Genomic DNA, 16,374 nt, shown 5'->3' on the forward strand with positions numbered 1-16,374 from the left:
CACGGCTGCCCCTTCGAGCCCCACCCAGACCGCACAGCCCCGCACCTCACGCCTCCCCAGCCTCGCGGCTCACGCTTCGCGGCTTCGCCGCTCGCGTTCGCCGCGTCCCTCGCGCGTGCGACTCGCGGCCGTCGCTTCGCTCCGGCCGCTCGCCGGCACGCGCCACCGCGGGCCTATGTATGAATAGCCGCCGCCTGCCCGCTCACTCGTTCGAAAATCGCTCCCGTTCCGCGAGCGCGAACTCGGTCCCGTACCGCTCGACGACGGGGACGTACGCGTCGCCGAGCGCGCGCATACACGCGCTCGTCGAGACGTAGCCGAGCTCGTCGGCGACCTCCTCCCACGGTCGGCCCTGGAGGACCTTCCGGACGAGCAGGCGCTCCTCTCGGTCGTCCAGCTCCGGGTCGCCGTCGATCAGCGCCGCGAGCGCGAGGTCCCGGAACGCGCCGGGCGCGGTGTCGTACATCCCCGGGCCGACCGACGCGCCGACCACCGAGCGCCACTCGGTCTCGGTGAGGTCGACCGGTGCGGACGCGGGGCACGCGCGGAGCGCCCCGCGGACCACGTCCGGGTCCACGTCGCGGTGCGCGTCCGAGAGCCCGTCGCGCTCCCGGTCACGGAAGGCGACCGCGTGCCGGTCGAGCAGGTCGCGGCCAGCCGCGGTCTCCGGACGCAGCATCACCGCCGAGTACTCGCCCGAGGCGTCGTTGCGGCTCGTCGAGAGGTGGACGGTCCGGTAGCCCGCCCGGCGCCAGAAGCGGAGCAGCCGCGGCGTCGCGCCGTAGCCGACCGAGAAGTAGTCGAGGTCGCCCGCGAACTCCGCGTGGACCTCGTCGAGCAGCCGCGTGCCGAACCCCGCGTCCCGGAGCGCGTGGTGGGTCGCGATCCGGACCGTCCGCAGGCCCCGCGGCGCGGCGGCCCCCTCGTCGCGCAGTTGGCTCGTGAGCACGTCCGGCACCATGTTGCCGCGGACGCGCTCGCCCTCGTACATCCCGCGGCGCGTCGCGGCGTCGAGCCCGCCCTCGCGCGCGAGCAGCGCGACCGCGACCACGCGCCCGTCCGCGACGAGCGCCCGGGCGACGAGGTTCGGCGCGTCGAGCAGCCGCGCGAGGTCGTTCGGCTCCGTCCGGTAGTGGGCGGCGACGAGCAGGCCGAACGCCTCGCCGAGCAGCGCCTCGTCGGCGCACAGGTCGTCCGGGTCGAGCGCGCGGTAGGTCGCGTCGCCGACCGCCGCATCGTCGACCGCTGCGTCGACCGCGGGTCGGGCGTCGAGCAGGAGCGCGCGCGACGCCCACGCCTCGACGGGATCGTCCCGCGCGTACCGGATCGGCTCGTCGAGCCGCACGTCCCGGACCGCGAACCGGGAGTCGAGCAGGCGCTCGCGGAACCGGACGGCGAACCCGCGGCCCGCGCCCTCGTAGCCGTGGACCGTCGTACAGAACGCGACCGCCGGCGCGTCGAGGAACCCCTCCAGCAGCCGCACCGGGAGCGCGGCCGCCTCGTCGACGACCGCCGCGTCCGCTTCGCCGGCGACGTCCGCCGCGGCCGCGGGCGGGAGGAACCGGACGCGACCGCCGGCCCGAGTCCGGATCTCGCGCTCGTCCGCCTCATTGTCGCCGCCGTCGCCGTCGGCCTCGGTCCCGATCAACTCCCGGGCTCGCGCGAACACCTCCGCGGCGTTCCGGAACGCGGGGGCGGTGACGAGCACGTCGGTACCGCCGAGCGCGAGCGCGCCCGCGGCCAACCCGGCCGCGCTCGACTTCCCGCGCCCCCGGTCCGACTCGACCACGACCGCGGCGCCGGGGTCGGCGAGAGACTCGAACGCGCGCAGCGCCCGCGCCTGGTCGGCCGTGAGACAGGCGCCGTACGCGGCCGCGGGGAACGCTGCGCCCGGTGGCGCGCGTCGCGCGCCGCCGGCGTCGGCCGTCTCGTCGCGCTCGTCGCCCGCGTTCCCCGTCAGCCCGTCGCGCTTCAGGACGTCGCCGGTCGGGTCGCCGCCGAGCGCGACGACCGCGACCCCGGGATGCGCGCGGAGCGTCGCGACGAGGCGCTCGCGGAACCGCCCCGTCACGTCGTCGATGCCGAACGGCGGCACCGCCAGCGAGTCGTCGAACCGGTCGCGGATCCCGGGCCAGTCGTCGAGCGGGGGCGTCAGAAGGACGAGGAGGCCGCCGCCGTCGACCGCGCCGACCGCCCGGCCGAGCGCGTTCGGGACGAACCGCTCGTGGCAGTCGAGCACGACCGCCTCGCGGGTGCGGCCGAGTAGCTCGTCGGCGTTCCGCGGGCGCGTCTCCTCGAACCGGAACCCCTCGCGCGTCGAGACCATCGTCACGTCCCCGTCGTCGACCCCAAGCGACTCGACCGCGTCGTAGGCCGCGTCGACCCCGCGCTCGCGGTCGCCCGCGAGCACGAGGACGCGCCGCTCGTTCGCCCGCTCGGCCTCGGCGCGCAGGTCGCGTGCGACTCCCGCGATCATCTCCGCTCGTCGTTGCCGAGGCGAGCGGATGTGTCTTGCCCTCCGCGCCGCCGCGTCCCGATCCATCCGCCGACGGCCGCGAAGGCGGGAGGCTTACGGACGCTCGGCGCGTCGCTCCGGGCATGACCACGGTCACGCTCATCGGGACCCTGCTCGCGGACGTGGGCCGCGAGTTCGTCTACGAGGGGGAATCGGCCGACTGCGAGGGGTGTCCCTACCGCGGCCAGTGCCTCAACCTCTCCGAGGGCACCCGCTACCGGGTGACCGGGATCCGCGAGAACGCGCAGACGCTCGACTGCGCCGTCCACGACGCGGGCGTCCGCGCGGTCGAGGTCGAGCCCGCCTCCGTCCCCGCGAACGTCCCCGCGAAGCGCGCGTACGCCGGGAGCAAGGCGTCGCTCGCCGGCCCCTGCCCGCACACCGAGTGCCCGAGCCACGGCTACTGCGTCCCCGACGGCGCCGACTTCGACGAGGAGCGCGTCATCGACCAGGTGCTCGGCGACCCGCCCCACGAGACGTGCGCGCTCGACCGCGACCTGACGCTCGTGGAGTTCCGCGCGGAGGAGTGAGGGGCCGGAGCAGGTCGACCGTCCGAAGCGTTACAGCGACGTGACCGCGTTCAGCGTGATCCGAATCGCGCGCTCGACGTTGTCCTTCGCCTTCGCCGGCAGCTCGTCGTCTGAGTCCGCGCCCTTCTGTGACCCCGCGACGAGGTTCCCGTCGACGGTGCAGATGGCGCCGGCGGCGAGCCCCTTGCGCCGCGCGAGCGAGAAGACGGTCGCCGCCTCCATCTCGATCGCGAGCAGGTTGGCGTCGTTCCAGTCGGCCACGTACTCGTCGTCCTCGTTGTAGAACGCGTCGTCGGAGACGATGGGGCCGACGTGGATCTCCTCGCCGTTCTCCTCGGCCGCCTCGACGAGCCCCGTGAGCACGTCGTAGTCTGGGACCGCGGGGTACACTTCGTCCTCGTAGCGCTTGCTCGTCCCCTCCTCCTTTGCCGCGCCGGTCGCGACGACCATGTCGCCGACCTCCATGTCGGGCTGGAGCGCCCCGCAGGTGCCACACCGGACGAACGTCTCGACGCCGACGCGCGAGAGCTCCTCGACGGCGATGGCCGCGGAGGGGCAGCCGATCCCGGTCGAGCAGATCGTGAGGTCGACGCCCTCGTACGTCGCGTTGACGACCTTGTACTCGCGGTTCTGCGCGACGACCTCGCTGTCGTCACAGAGGTCCGCGATCCGGTCGACGCGCCCCGGGTCGCCCGGGATGACCGCGACCTCGTGTACGTCGCCCTCCTCGACCAGCAGATGCGGCTGTTTCGCCATACGCGCGCCAACAGCCGCCGCGCGCAAAAACGGACCGGTCGGCGGGCCCGGATCGCGCCGCGGTGCGGATTTGATATCGCGCTATGTGGTTTATCAGTGCGCGATCTCGGCGCCGTTCGCTCCCGAACGAGCGCGGCGGTTCCGGTCGAACCGCCCGCTTTATCGCTCGACGGCTCGACGTTCGCGTATGCCCGACGCCTCGGCGGACCTCGGCTCGACGCTCGGCGCGCTGGTGGTCGCGTTCGTCCTCGTCACGCTCGTCTCCGGGACGCTCCTCGGCTTCAACTGGACGCAGGCGGTGCTGCTCGGCGGGTTCGCCGGCGCCGTGGCCGTCGCGTCGGCGTGGCTGACGGCCCGGCGGGCGGGGGACGACTAGCCGTCTTCGCCGCCGGCGCTCGGCCGCACCCGCCCGAGTATCGCGACTGAGAGGTCGGACGGAGGATTTTATACCCGCTCGGCGTCGACCTTTCACAATGCGATTCAGTCGCGACCGTCGGGGCCAGTCGGTCGTGGTCGGGACGGTGATCCTGTTCGGGTTCCTGATCGTCGCGCTCGGGGTCTTTCAGGTCCAGGTCGTCCCGACGGAGAACGCGAACGTCGAGTTCGAGCACAGCCAGGCGGTCGAGGACGACTTCGGTGACCTCCGGAACGACGTTCTCAGGGCGGGATCGACCGGGTCGACGGGGTCGACGCAGATCCGGTTGGGGACGCGGTACCCGGCCCGGACGTTCTTCATCAACCCGCCGCCCGTGTCGGGGTCGCTCTCGACCGAGCCGACGGGGTCGATACGGGTCTCCAACGCGACGGTCGGCGACGGCGCCCACCCGAACGCCGCCGCGTTCTGGAACACTACCCCGACGTTCCCGACGCGCTCGCTCCGCTACGACGCGGATTACAACGAGTTCGACGGCGCCCCGGAGCTCGTCTACGAGCACTCCGTCGTCGCCGCCGAGTTCGACGACGCGGTCCTGCTCCGGACGGGGCAGACGGTCGTCTCCGACGGTCGGATCTCACTGACGGCGCTGACCGGCTCGGTCTCGGAGAGCGGCGTCGCCCCGCAGAGCGTCGACCCGCGTGCGGTCTCGGCGAGCGACACCACGGTCCCGCTCGAACCGACCGGCGGGAACGTCACCCTCGAACTCCCGACCGCGGTCGGGAACGCCTCTCGGCTCGCGGACCGCTGGAACCGGGCGCTTCCGGCGGGCGCGACCGCGGCGCCGAACGCGACCGGCGAGGCGATACGGATCACGCTGGCGAACGGCTCGGACCCCTACCGGCTGGCGCTCTCCGAGGTGTCGCTCGACGCGACCGGCGAGACGGAGCCGGCGTACGTCGTGCCGGTCGGCTCCGAGAGCGCCGCGGTCGGCGAGACGGTCGCTGTCGAGGTCCGCGACCGGTACAACAACCCGGTGCCGGACGCGACGGTGTCGTTCGGCGGTGAGAACCGGACCACGGGCGACGGAGGCCGTGCGCTCTTCGAAGTCAATGAGACCGGGACAGTTGTGGCGGCGATCAACGGAACCGGTGGACCGACCTACGAGTCCGTCGTCTTTGACGTGGCAGCGGGCGGCGCAGGGGTCGGGAACCGATTCGACGTTGAGTGGCTGGAGAACGAGACGGTCCAAATTCCGCCGAGCGGTCGGGAGTTACAGATCCTCGTTACCGACGGCCAGTCGGACACACGCGTTGAGGACGCCCTCGTTGACGTGTCGTACGGAGAGCGGTCCGTCACCGGTGATGGACCCGATAACTTCGACGTGAGCGGGAGGACGGACTCCAACGGTACGACGACCGCCTTCTTCGACCCGAGCGCGGCGAACACCGGCGACGAGTTCTACTTGTACGCGACCGCAGGCGACGACGTGGACCGGATCGTCGGTCAAATCGTCGACTCCGGGTTCAACAACTTCGGGCCCGTCAGCGCTTCGGACCTCGATGTCAACACCGAAGCACAGTCCCAAGAGTTCCAGTTCCAGTTGAACGGTTCGCTCGCCGCCGGAGACACCGTCACGATCGACCTCGACGACCCGCAGTCGCGCACGGGTAGCGGGAACAGCTTCCAGGTCGACTATCGGGGCGCGACTGGGTCGAGCAGCGCCAACGGCGACGTTACGGTCACCGCGTCTTCGGAGTCTGCGACGGCCGACTTCACCGCGTCAAGCGATATCCCTGACGGGACCACGGTCACGGTCACATTGTCCGGTGTCGATGTCGGCTCTAACGGCGGCCAGAACGACCCGTACACGGTGGTGTTCACGCGGAGCGACTCGGGCGCGGCGACCGAGACGACGTTCGGCGTGAACTGACCCGTCGTCGTCGGTTTCAAACACCGGACAGAGTCACCGAACGTCCGCCCGGGTCTACCGATTCAGCGTTATCACACCCGATAGACGGGACAGGATATTGATGTATCGGACTGACGGAGTCGGAAGCGACCAATCCTCTTTATGTCCCGTCCCACAACCGCCCGCGCACAGTCGGAGACGGTCGGGATAATCCTCCTCGTCGCCGTCTTCGTCGTGAGCGCGAGCGCCATCGGGGTCGCTTACGTCGGGGGCATGGGCTCCGACACCGACGAGGTCGTCGTCTCCGCGGAGCTCAGCGCCGACGGGACCGACCTCTGCGTCGACCACCTCGGCGGCGACGCGCTCCCGAACGGCGAGCTCGCGGTCGTCGTCAGGGCCGACGGGAACGCCACTCGCTACCCGTTCGCGCCGCCTGCGGGGGAGTTCGCGCCCGGTGAGCGACGCACGTTCTCGGACGCGCTCGTCGCGAACGCGACGAACGAGGTCGCGCTCTACCACGAGGCCTCGGGCGAGCGGATAGCGCGGACGACCCTCGCGCCGACGGCGACACCGTCTCTGGCGGCCGAGACGGGGTCGATCGAGGGCGTCGTCGTCGGTCCCGGCGCGGCCGCGACCCGGGTCGCGTCGGGCGCTTCGCTCGGGCTCCGGCCGTCCGTCGTGCCGCTCTCGGGCGCGACGGTCGCCGTCGACGGCGCCGGCCGCGTCGCCGAGGCGACGACCGGGGTCGGCGGCGCCTACCGGATCGACGGGATCGAACCGGGCGAGTACGAGGTGTCGGCGACTGCGCCCGGGCTCGCCGTCTCGGCGACGACCGTCGAGGTCGAGCCGAACGAGACGGCGACCGTGGACTTCCGGCTCGACCCGCTCCGGCCCGCCGAGTTCGCGGTCGAGATCGCCGGCGTCGACGCGCGGGTCGACGCGGGCGACCCGGTCACCGTGGACGCGACCGTCGAGAACGTCGGGGACGAGCGGGGGACGGAGACCGTCGAACTGCGTGTCGGCGACGAGCGGGTCGACTCCGTCGAGGTCTCGCTCGACGCTGGCGAGCGCCGGACCGTCTCGCTGCGCTGGCAGACCCTCCCGACCGACGCCGGCGAGGAGACGCTGACCGTCGACGCGGGCGACGACGCGGCCACGACGACCGTCGAAGTCCTCGACGCCGCGACCGACGCGGTCGCGTACGTCGACCGCGACGGAGACGGCGACCCGGACGAGACGTACACCGCCGTCGAACTCGCCTTCCTCGGCGCCGTCGACGGCCACCTCGTCGTGTACGACGACGTCACCGTCGGGACTCCGGTCGGCGCGACCGCGGACCGCGTCACGGTCCGCGACGGCGTGACGGTCCGGGCGAACGGGATCGACCTCACCGCCGCGGGCGACCTTTCGGTCGGGCGGGACGCCGTCCTCGACGCCTCGTCGCGCGGTTTCCTCTTCGCCGGCGCCGGCGACGTCTCGCTGCGGGCCGGCGGCGACCTCGACGCCCGCGACGCGGCCGTCACCACCTCCGCCGGCGCGCTGTTCGCCAGCGCGGGCGACATCGTCCTGACCGCCGGCGGGGACGCGGACCTCCGCGACGGGACGTTCGAGGCGGTCGGCGTGGGATTCTTCGGGCGGAGCGACGGCCGGATCACCGTCACAGCGGGCGGAACGGTCCGGACCGAGGGCGCCTCCTTCGACCCGCCGCGGGAGTGAGGCGTCGGCACGGCACTTCCACGATCGACGTACTCGCCATCGACAAAGCCATATGCCAGTCCCGTGAACGACCGTGTATGACCGCAGTCGGGATCGACGGCGTCGAGATCTGGACCGGGAAGCTCAAGCTCGACCTGCCGGGCACGTTCGCGCCGGAGCAGGGCGACGACCCCGAGAAGTACACGAAGGGGCTCGGGCTCAACAACTCCTCGTTCCCCGACGTGTACGAGGACATCGTCACGATGGGCGCGAACGCCGCCAAGGGGCTGATGGACCGGAAGGGGCTCGAACCCGAGGACGTCGGCCGGATCGACGTCGCCACGGAGTCGGCGTTCGACCACTCGAAGCCGGTGTCGACGTACATCGCGGGCTGTCTCGAACAGGTGTACGACGGCGACTTCACCCACGCCAACAAGGGCGAGCGCAAGTTCGCCTGCCTCGCCGGTACGCAGGCGATAGACGACGCGTACAACTGGATCCGAGCGGGCCGGAACCGCGACCGACCGGCGATCGTCATCACCACCGACACGGCGCTGTACGCCCGCGGCGACCCCGGCGAGGCGACGCAGGGCGCCGGCGCCGTCGCGATGCTGATCGACGAGGACCCCTCGATCGTCGAGCTCTCGACCGACCAGGGGTACGGGTCGAAAGACGAGACGGACTTCCTCAAGCCGAACCAGCAGTTCCCGAGCGTCGACGGGAAGCGGTCGGTCCAGGTGTACCTCTCCCGGATGCGCGAGGCCTTAGAGGACTACGAGTCCGTCACCGACGACATCGAACTGGAGGACTTCGCGTACGCCCCGTTCCACACGCCGTTCCCCGGGATGGTCCGCAAGGCGGCGCTGTTGGCCTACCGGCACGTCATCCGCGACACCGACCACGAGGACGCACTCGCCGACGAGATCGGCCGTCAGCCCCGCGAGCACGAGTACGACGACCGCGAGGCCTACGAGGAGGCGATCCGCGGCTACATGGACGACCTGAAGACGACCGAGCAGTACCAGTCGTGGTACGACGCGGCCGTCGAGCCGACGCTCGGGCTCTCTCGGGAGGTCGGTAACTGGTACACCAGCTCCGTCCACATCGCCCGCGTGAGCGCCCTGCGCGACGCCCTGACCCGCGACCGCGACTTCGTCGACGAGACGCTGCTCGTCGCCTCCTACGGCTCCGGCGCGCAGGCCGAGATCCACGCCGAGACGATCCGCGAGGGGTGGCGCGCGGAGGTCGAGGCGCTCGACATCGACGCCCAGCTCGACGCCCGCTACGACCTCACGTGGGACGAGTACGAGGACGTTCACGACGTTCACGAGTACGACGCCGACCTCGGCCGCGAGATCGAGGAGTTCACCCAGCCCGACGGTGAGTTCGTCTTCACCGGTTGGGGTCGGATGAACGAGCGGCAGTACGAGTACGTCGAGTAGCGCCGCGCGGCTCCGCCCGGATCCGCGAGCCCCCCGCAGCGGCCCGCAGCACCGTGAAAACGGCTCACACGGGCCGTACGCGATACGATGGTTTTAAACGACGCTGGCGTGAATCGAGACCCAATGGTAACCATCTACGACGTGCCGGCCGACGACCTCATCGAGGCCGTCGCCGCGCGACTCGAGGACCGCATCGACGAGCCGGACTGGGTGGAGTTCGCCAAGACCGGCGCCGGCAAGGAGCTCCCGCCGGAGCAGGACGACTTCTGGTACGTCCGCTCCGCGAGCCTCCTGCGGAAGGTCGCCCAGAACGAGCCGATCGGCATCGAGCGGCTCGCGACCGAGTACGGCTCGAAGAAGCGCGGTTCGAACCGCTACGTCGTCCGTCCCCCGGAACACGAGGGCGGCTCCCGGAACCTCATCCGCACGGCGCTGCAGGCGCTCGAAGAGGAGGGCCTCGTCACCACCGCCTCCGGCGAGGGCCGCCGCCTCTCCGACGAGGGCGAGGCGTTCCTCTCGGAGGTCGCGACTGAGGTCTTCGAGGACCTCGACCGGCCGGAACTCGAACGCTACGCGTAAGCCGTTTCTCTCGTTTCTGCTCGCGTAACCCGCTTAGCCACCGCTTTTTCGTCTCATTTCGGGCACGCCGCGCCGCTCTCGCGAGCGATCGCTCCGACCGTCCGGTCCGCCCCCGATACGCGCTATACACTTGATGTCGCTATATCGAATTTCGATCGGTCGGATCCGACACCCGACGCGTAGTCGCGCCGGTCGCGTCGTCGCGGGCGGACGCTGCCCGTCGCCGCGTTCCCGACTCTCGCTCCGCCGCTCTCCCTGACTCTCACCCCGCCGCTAGCTTCTTGATCCCGCGCGCCGGAGTTCGTCTGTGAGTCGCGAATGACGGGATCGGGCGTCGGCACGGTCGAACGGATTCACGTCGCCTCGGGGACGGGCGGCGAGCCGGAGCCGCGGGAGGCGGTCGAGGCGGTCGCGGACCGCGGCCTCAGGGGCGACCGCTACTTCGACGGCGACGGGATCTACAACGAGCAGGCGGACCTGGAGCCGAGCGACGTGACGTTCATCGCGGCGGAGGCGCTCGCGGCCGCGGCCGAAGAGTACGGCGTCGACCTCGACGCGGGCGCCCACCGGCGCAACGTCACGACGCGCGGCGTCGCCCTCGACGAACTGGTCGGCGAGCGGTTCCGGGTCGGCGAGGCGGTCGTCGAGGGGACGGGCCACTGCGAGCCGTGCGGCTACATGGCGGATCTCGCGGAGCAAGCGGACGCGGCGACTGCCCTCGACGGCCGCGGCGGGCTCGACGCCCGGATCGTCGAGTCGGGGACGATCGCGGTCGGCGACGAGGTCGTCCGATAGGCACTCGACGGCGGCAGGAGAGGAGGGCGGTGCGGCGTCGCGACCCGAGCTATCCGGTGTTCTTCATCCCGGCGGCGATGCCGTTGACCGTGAGCCGCAGGGTGCGCTCCTCCTCGTCGGTGCGGTGGGTGCGCCCGAGCAGGTTCGCTTGGAGGAGGTTCAGCGGGTCGACGTAGGGGTTCCGGCGGTCGAGGCTCTCTTCGAGCCACTCGCGGCGGAGGAGCTGGTCGCGGCCGCTGATCGCCAAGACCAGTTCGCGCCCGCGCTCGTACTCGGCGACCAGGTCGGGGAAGAAGCGCTCGCGGAGTTCGTCGTCGGCCAGGTCGGCGTACTCGGCCGCGATCTCCGGCTCGGTGCGCGCGAGCGCCAGCGAGGCGTTGTCGAGCGTCGTCCGGAAGAACGGCCACTCGTCGAACATCTCGCGGAGCGTCTCCATCCCCTCCTCCTCGCCGACCTCGTCGAGGTAGGCGTCGATGCCGGAGGCGATCGCGTACCAGCCGGGGAGGATGAGCCGGGTCTGGGTCCACGAGAACACCCACGGGATGGCGCGCAGGTCCTCGACGCTGCGCTCGCCCGACCGCGAGGCGGGCCGGGAGCCCAGGTTGAGGTCCTCGACGACGCTGATCGGCGTCGCCTGCTCGAAGTAGGAGACGAACCCGTCCGTGTTCAGCAGGTCGCGGTACGTCTCCCGCGCCGCGGGCGCCATGATCTCCATCGCCTCGACCCAGCGGTCGGGCACGTCTTCGACCGGCTCCTCGTTCGCCTCCTTCCGGGCGCGGATCTGCGCGTCGAGCATCTGCTCTAGCTCGCGCTCGGCGATCCGCGGGTTGGCGTACTTCTCGGCGATGGCCTCGCCCTGCTCGGTGAACTTCACCTGCCCGGTGACGGTCTCGTTCGGGAGCGCGAGCAGCGCCTCGTTCATCGGGCCGCCGCCGCGCGAGATGGAGCCGCCGCGGCCGTGGAACAGCCGGAGCGTCACGTCCTCCTCGCGGCAGAACCGCGCGATCCGGCGCTGGTTCTCGTAGAGGTCCCAGTTCGCCGCGAGGAACCCGTTCTCCTTGTTGGAGTCGGAGTAGCCTAACATTACTTCTTGGACCTCGCCGCGCGCGTCGAGCGCGGTCGCGTACGCCTCGTTCTCGAAGAGGGTGCCGAGGATGCGCTCGGCGCCGTTGAGCGCGGACTCGGTCTCCAGGAGCGGGACCACGTCGACCGCGCAGTGGTCGGGCAGGGAGACGACGCCGACCTGGTCGGCCAAGAAGAGCACCTCCAGCACGTGGCTCGGCTCCTCGGTCATCGAGATGCAGTAGGTGTCGATCGCCTGCTGGCCGTACTCCTCCTGCCACTCCGCGAACGACGCGAACCGCCGCAGGACGCGCTCCGTCGTCTCGGAGACGTCGCCGGGCTCGTCGACGTCGACGACCGGCTCGTTCTGGAGGATCGCCTCGGTGAGGAAGTCGACGCGCTCGTCCTCGCTCATCCCCTCGTAGTCGACGCCCTCCACGGCGACCGCCTCGGCGACGGCCTCGGTGTGGTTCTCGCGGTGGTCGCGGAGGTCGAGCGACGCCAGCGTGAGCCCGAACGTGTCCACCTGGCGGCGGAACGGCTCGACGAACGACTCCAGGACCGACTCCTGGCCGTCCTCGCGCAGCGACTCGGCGATGACGTCGAGGTCGTCGAGGAACGCGTCGCCGTCGGGGTACTCGCCCGGGCGCACGTCGTTGACGCGGTCGAGCCGCTCGCGCATCAGCCGGAGCTTCTGCCGGTACGGCTCGTCGGGGTAGCGCTCGCGCGCCTCCTCGACGACGGTCGGGAACCGCTCGGCGTCGGCGGCGAGCGACCGCGCCAGCGCGTCGCCCGCGGCGTAGCGCTCGCCGTCCTGGCTCAACACGGCCGAGAGCCGCTTACAGCGGTCGCGGTACTTCTCGACGGCGACCTCGCGCTGGCGTTCGAGCGTCTCGTCGGTCACCTCCGGCGTGACGAACGGGTTGCCGTCGCGGTCGGAGCCGGCCCACGAGCGGAACTCGAAGAGCTTCGGGCAGTCGACGTCGTCGTACTCCTTCGAGATGGTCTCCTCGAACTCCTCGTAGGCGTCGCCGACCACGTCGAAGAGGGTGTTCTCCAGGTACCACTGGACGTTTCGCGCCTCGTCTTCGGGCTCGGGCGCCCGCTGGCGGACCTGTCGCGTGCCCCACAGACTGGTCACCTCCGCGGTGACGTCGCGCCAGACGGCGCGCCGCTCGCGGTCGGTGAGGTTGCGCTCGTCGAGCTCGCCGAGGTGGTTCGCGATCGAGCGGAGCTTGGACTTCACCGTCGAGCGGCGGGCCTCTGTCGGGTGGGCGGTGAACGTCGGCTCGATGAGCACGTCGGCGAGCAGCTCCTCCAGCTCGTCGGCGTCGACGCCGGCCTCGGCGAACTCGGCGATCGTCGCGTCGAATGAGTCGTGGAGGGCGCTCCCGTCGTCGGCGTTCCGGACCGCGCGGACCCGCTCGCGCTCCTCGGCGAGGTTGATGAGCTCGAAGTAGGTCGTGAACGCGCGGGCGACCACCTCCTCGCGCGTCGTCGAGAGGTCGTCGACCGCCTCGTGGAGGGCCGCCCGGTCCTCGGCGTCGCCGCGCCGGTAGTCGATCGCCGCGTTCCGAAGCGTCTCGACCGTCTCGTACGCCTCCGTCGACGCCTGTGCGGCCAGGACGTCTCCCACCAGCGCCCCGAGTTCCCGAACGTCCGTCCGCACGTCCCGATTGTGCAACTTCATACCACAGACACTGCGGTCGCGGTCGGTTAAAAGCGCGGTCTGGACGAACGTTTGCCTCGGTTCCGAGTTAATTCGATCACGAACGTTCCTGTTCGACGGCGGCCGCGGGGGCGCGTTCGGCGGTGACCGCGCTCGGAACGCCGGCGACGACCGACGACGGCGCCGATTCTCGGGCCGGTGGAGGGTTCGTCACCCTTTTTACCGATCCAACCTCAGGTGCGAGTATGAGTGCGTCCGACAAGTATCCGTCCGAGTCCGGGCGGCGACGCTTCGTGAAGGGCGTCGTCGGCGGCGCGGCCCTCGCGGGGGTCGGTGCGATGGGGTCGGCGACCGTGAACACCCTGACGACCGCCGGCGGGGTCGGCGGCGGGTCGACGGTCGCGAGGACCATCGCGCACACCGGTGGGCCGGCGCCCCGGGGGCTCCCGCAGATCCCCGTTCGGGTCACCGACGAGGGGTACATCGAGGGCATCTGGCCCGAGACGACCACCGTCACCCAGGAGGGCCAAGAGATCGAGGTCGCCCAAGAGGAGCTCGGCGGCGTGACCTACTCCGGCGCGTGGTTCCAGTACTGCGGCGTCGAGTCGCAGGAGAACGTCCAGCCGAACTTCGAGTCGGACAACCTGTTCCGCGCGGCGAGCGGCCCGCCGTACGACTGGCAGTCGAACACCTACTCCGGCGGCGACCGGATCCACGTCGACGACTTCTCCGACTACGAGGAGTGGGGCAACGGGATCGGCAGCGAGGGCGTCGGCAAGCCCGCGTCGGTCACGTGGCGCTCCGAGGACGCCGACACGAACCTCAACGCGATCGTCATCCGATCGCCGGAGATCGAGGAGGCGGCCCAGAACGACGAGTGGCTCCAGGCCTCCACCGACCAGGGGTTCATGGCGTACCTCAACGTCTGTACCCACTTCTGCTGTATCCCGGGGTACAAGGTGCTGGCGGAGTCCGCCCGCTACGACGCTGCCGACGGGACCTACTGCGTCTGCCACCAGTCGACGTACGACCCGTTCACCATCGAGGAGGCGCTGTTCATCGCCCGGCCTCGCCCCGAGGAGTAACTCCGCCTCCGCGTTCCGGCCTTCCGTCCGTCTCCCGCTCCGCGACCGAGAGTCCCGCCGCGCTTTTCACGTCGCTCGCCCGAGAGGACGACATGAGCGACGACCCCGCTTCCGACGACTCCGCCCGCGACGAGGCCGCTTCCGATGAGGCCGCCAGCGACGACCGATCCGCGGCCTCCGACGCGGCCGACGGCGACGACTTCGAGACGGAGATCGCCCGCGCCCGCGACCTCCTCGACGGCGACGACATCGACGCGGTCCACGTCGGCGTCGTCCGCGACGGCGAGGTCGACACCACGTTCGCCCAGCGCACCGACGGCGACCCCGACGGCGCCGGCCTCCGCGCGCTCGCGCTGCTCGCCGCGCACGTCAGGCTGGTCGCGGGCGAGGCCGGCGTCGAGCCCTCCACCGTCGCCGGCGACGCCGCGACGCTCGCGGGGCAGGTGGAGCAGATCCCGGCCAGCACCGACCAGCTCCCCGACGAGTGACGCCCGTCGCCGGTCGCGTCAGGGCTCCGTCGAGCGAATCCGGCGGAGCTGGTGGACGACGCCGGCGAGCGCGACGAACAGGACCGCGAGGTTGAACACGGCGAGCGCGATCGGCTGGTAGGCCGGGTCCAGCCACGTGCGGATCGCCTCCCCGGACTGGGAGTAGAACCCCCAGCCGGCGACGACCGCGAGCAGTGACAGCGCCGCCAGCCCGACCCGGTCGAGCAGGCCGCGGAGGCCGCCCGTCGAGAGGCCGCCGCCTCCCGGGGAGTCGACCGGCTCCGTCCAGTAGCTCCCCTCGTCGCGGTCGGGGTCCGGTTCCTCGCGGTCGGTGCGATCGGCGTCCGTCGCCGTGCGCTCGGTCGCGTCGGTGTCGTCGGTCATGGGCTGTGGTGGGTCGCTCGTGTGATCGCGGTCGCTGGGCGCCTCCTCGTCGCTCGGCTCCCCGCGCGGCGGGTCGTCCGTCATCGTCGCCTCCGCGCCGCCAGCGCCGCGACGACCAGGGCGACGAGCGCGGCGAGCGGGCCGAAGCCGGGCGTCGCGCCGTCGCTGGGCCCGCCGTCCGGCGTCGCGCCGTCGGCGCCGTCGCCCCCGACGTCGTCGCGCTCGAAGTCCTCGACGGAGAACGCCACGTCGCGGACCGTCTCGTTCGCGGTGATGGTCTCTTGCGGGTTCAGGTTCGCGACGCCCTGCGTCTCGTCGACGAGCACGTCGTCGTCGAACAGCGCGGCGTCGATGTAGTAGTTGTAGCCGTCGGGCACCTCGACGGTCGCCGTCACGGTGTCGGTGCGGCCGGGGCGAACGGTGCCGACCGTCTCCGTCGCCTCCGCGGCGATCACGTTCGACTCCGCCTGCCGGAGGTACAGCCGGAGGTCGACGTCGTCGCTCGCCTCGTCGCCGCGGTTCGTCACCGACACCGACGCCGACAGCGTCGCGGTCCCGTCGCCGGCCTCGGCCACGCTCACGGCGACGGTCGGCCAGACGCTCCCGTCGGTGAACCCGACCTGCGTGTCGGCGTAGTCCGGCGTGAGCGCCGCGACGCCGGCGACGCGCGTGGTCTGCTGCTCGCGGCGCTGCCCGTCCGCGAAGACGACCGTCTCGATGCGGTAGCCGCCCTCGCGCTCGACGGTGACGGTGCCGTTGACGGTGCGTTCCCCCTCGAAGTCGACGTCGCCGACCTCGACGGTCGTCTCGTCGACGAGGAGGCCGGACTCGGAACCGATCGCGCGGTGGCGGACGGTGACGTTCTCGACGGTGCCGCCGCGGTGGCGGAGGTCGGTGCCGAGCCGGAGCTCCGCGGTCTCGCCGCGCACCTCGCCGGGGGCGACGGTCGCGCCGGCGACGTCGATCCGGCCGGGCGGTTCGTCCGTCGCTCGGGGGTCGGTGAGGGCGTCGGGGGCGGCGACGGCGCCGACCGCGCCCGCGACGAGGAGCGCGGCCGCTGCCGCCAGGAGGGCCGTGCGGGTGTCCATG

Annotated in this window: 14 protein-coding genes; 9 read left to right on the plus strand and 5 right to left on the minus strand. The window is 71.6% G+C overall.

Annotated features, from left to right (window positions below; genetic code table 11):
- Positions 1-202: 202 nt before the first annotated feature.
- Positions 203-2,476 (minus strand): tRNA(Met) cytidine acetyltransferase TmcA, encoded by a 2,274-nt coding sequence (gene tmcA / locus HPS36_RS08720; RefSeq protein WP_173229847.1) that lies wholly within the window; start codon positions 2,474-2,476, stop codon positions 203-205.
- 122 nt (positions 2,477-2,598) lie between these two features.
- Between tmcA and HPS36_RS08725 the strand changes: the two genes are divergently transcribed.
- Positions 2,599-3,045, plus strand: coding sequence for a UPF0179 family protein (locus tag HPS36_RS08725; protein WP_173229848.1), 447 nt, complete (start codon positions 2,599-2,601; stop codon positions 3,043-3,045).
- A gap of 30 nt (positions 3,046-3,075) precedes the next feature.
- Here the strand turns inward: HPS36_RS08725 and HPS36_RS08730 are convergent, their stop codons facing one another.
- A complete protein-coding gene (locus tag HPS36_RS08730) occupies positions 3,076-3,801 on the minus strand; it encodes a nucleoside phosphorylase (RefSeq protein ID WP_173229849.1) in 726 nt (241 codons plus the stop codon).
- Positions 3,802-3,988: 187 nt separating this feature from the next.
- Between HPS36_RS08730 and HPS36_RS08735 the strand changes: the two genes are divergently transcribed.
- The 6 genes from HPS36_RS08735 (at position 3,989) to HPS36_RS08760 (ending at position 10,597) form a co-directional block, all read left to right on the plus strand.
- Positions 3,989-4,177 (plus strand): hypothetical protein, encoded by a 189-nt coding sequence (locus HPS36_RS08735; protein WP_173229850.1) that lies wholly within the window; start codon positions 3,989-3,991, stop codon positions 4,175-4,177.
- 97 nt (positions 4,178-4,274) lie between these two features.
- Complete coding sequence (locus HPS36_RS08740) at positions 4,275-6,107, plus strand: flagellar hook protein FlgE (protein WP_235681690.1); 1,833 nt, start codon at positions 4,275-4,277, stop codon at positions 6,105-6,107.
- A gap of 141 nt (positions 6,108-6,248) precedes the next feature.
- Positions 6,249-7,802: a carboxypeptidase regulatory-like domain-containing protein gene (locus HPS36_RS08745; RefSeq protein ID WP_173229851.1), complete on the plus strand. Its 1,554-nt coding sequence runs from the start codon at positions 6,249-6,251 to the stop codon at positions 7,800-7,802.
- A 77-nt stretch (positions 7,803-7,879) separates the two neighbouring features.
- The gene (gene hmgB / locus HPS36_RS08750) at positions 7,880-9,223 is read left to right on the plus strand and encodes a hydroxymethylglutaryl-CoA synthase (RefSeq protein WP_173229852.1); all 1,344 of its coding nucleotides are present in this window, start codon (positions 7,880-7,882) and stop codon (positions 9,221-9,223) included.
- 123 nt (positions 9,224-9,346) lie between these two features.
- Positions 9,347-9,802: a 30S ribosomal protein S19e gene (locus HPS36_RS08755; RefSeq protein WP_137716721.1), complete on the plus strand. Its 456-nt coding sequence runs from the start codon at positions 9,347-9,349 to the stop codon at positions 9,800-9,802.
- Between the two features lie 318 nt (positions 9,803-10,120).
- Positions 10,121-10,597 (plus strand): MOSC domain-containing protein, encoded by a 477-nt coding sequence (locus HPS36_RS08760; protein WP_137716720.1) that lies wholly within the window; start codon positions 10,121-10,123, stop codon positions 10,595-10,597.
- A gap of 49 nt (positions 10,598-10,646) precedes the next feature.
- Here HPS36_RS08760 and ppc read toward each other — a convergent pair whose 3' ends face one another.
- Positions 10,647-13,349, minus strand: coding sequence for a phosphoenolpyruvate carboxylase (gene ppc, locus HPS36_RS08765; protein WP_173229853.1), 2,703 nt, complete (start codon positions 13,347-13,349; stop codon positions 10,647-10,649).
- Positions 13,350-13,573: 224 nt separating this feature from the next.
- Here ppc and HPS36_RS08770 point away from each other — a divergent pair, with 224 nt between their 5' ends.
- The gene (locus HPS36_RS08770) at positions 13,574-14,413 is read left to right on the plus strand and encodes a Rieske (2Fe-2S) protein (protein WP_173229854.1); all 840 of its coding nucleotides are present in this window, start codon (positions 13,574-13,576) and stop codon (positions 14,411-14,413) included.
- Between the two features lie 92 nt (positions 14,414-14,505).
- Positions 14,506-14,901 (plus strand): hypothetical protein, encoded by a 396-nt coding sequence (locus HPS36_RS08775; RefSeq protein WP_235681691.1) that lies wholly within the window; start codon positions 14,506-14,508, stop codon positions 14,899-14,901.
- 18 nt (positions 14,902-14,919) lie between these two features.
- Here the strand turns inward: HPS36_RS08775 and HPS36_RS08780 are convergent, their stop codons facing one another.
- Positions 14,920-15,369, minus strand: coding sequence for a hypothetical protein (locus HPS36_RS08780; RefSeq protein ID WP_173229855.1), 450 nt, complete (start codon positions 15,367-15,369; stop codon positions 14,920-14,922).
- Positions 15,366-16,373, minus strand: coding sequence for a DUF7490 domain-containing protein (locus HPS36_RS08785; RefSeq protein WP_173229856.1), 1,008 nt, complete (start codon positions 16,371-16,373; stop codon positions 15,366-15,368). Before HPS36_RS08785 ends, HPS36_RS08780 begins: the two co-directional genes overlap by 4 nt.
- Position 16,374 lies beyond the last annotated feature (1 nt).

Origin of the sequence: Halorubrum salinarum (genome assembly GCF_013267195.1) — an archaeon.
In the GTDB taxonomy this organism is placed as follows: domain Archaea; phylum Halobacteriota; class Halobacteria; order Halobacteriales; family Haloferacaceae; genus Halorubrum; species Halorubrum salinarum.

Excerpts from the sequence above, each read along its gene's own strand:
- hmgB (WP_173229852.1), top strand. The coding sequence starts at position 7,880 with ATGACCGCAGTCGGGATCGACGGCGTCGAGATCTGGACCGGGAAGCTC.
- HPS36_RS08775 (WP_235681691.1), top strand. The coding sequence starts at position 14,506 with ATGAGCGACGACCCCGCTTCCGACGACTCCGCCCGCGACGAGGCCGCT.
- HPS36_RS08755 (WP_137716721.1), top strand. The coding sequence starts at position 9,347 with ATGGTAACCATCTACGACGTGCCGGCCGACGACCTCATCGAGGCCGTC.
- HPS36_RS08740 (WP_235681690.1), top strand. The coding sequence starts at position 4,275 with ATGCGATTCAGTCGCGACCGTCGGGGCCAGTCGGTCGTGGTCGGGACG.
- HPS36_RS08745 (WP_173229851.1), top strand. The coding sequence starts at position 6,249 with ATGTCCCGTCCCACAACCGCCCGCGCACAGTCGGAGACGGTCGGGATA.
- HPS36_RS08780 (WP_173229855.1), bottom strand. The coding sequence starts at position 15,369 with ATGACGGACGACCCGCCGCGCGGGGAGCCGAGCGACGAGGAGGCGCCC.
- ppc (WP_173229853.1), bottom strand. The coding sequence starts at position 13,349 with ATGAAGTTGCACAATCGGGACGTGCGGACGGACGTTCGGGAACTCGGG.
- HPS36_RS08735 (WP_173229850.1), top strand. The coding sequence starts at position 3,989 with ATGCCCGACGCCTCGGCGGACCTCGGCTCGACGCTCGGCGCGCTGGTG.
- HPS36_RS08730 (WP_173229849.1), bottom strand. The coding sequence starts at position 3,801 with ATGGCGAAACAGCCGCATCTGCTGGTCGAGGAGGGCGACGTACACGAG.
- HPS36_RS08770 (WP_173229854.1), top strand. The coding sequence starts at position 13,574 with ATGAGTGCGTCCGACAAGTATCCGTCCGAGTCCGGGCGGCGACGCTTC.
- tmcA (WP_173229847.1), bottom strand. The coding sequence starts at position 2,476 with ATGATCGCGGGAGTCGCACGCGACCTGCGCGCCGAGGCCGAGCGGGCG.
- HPS36_RS08725 (WP_173229848.1), top strand. The coding sequence starts at position 2,599 with ATGACCACGGTCACGCTCATCGGGACCCTGCTCGCGGACGTGGGCCGC.
- HPS36_RS08785 (WP_173229856.1), bottom strand. The coding sequence starts at position 16,373 with ATGGACACCCGCACGGCCCTCCTGGCGGCAGCGGCCGCGCTCCTCGTC.
- HPS36_RS08760 (WP_137716720.1), top strand. The coding sequence starts at position 10,121 with ATGACGGGATCGGGCGTCGGCACGGTCGAACGGATTCACGTCGCCTCG.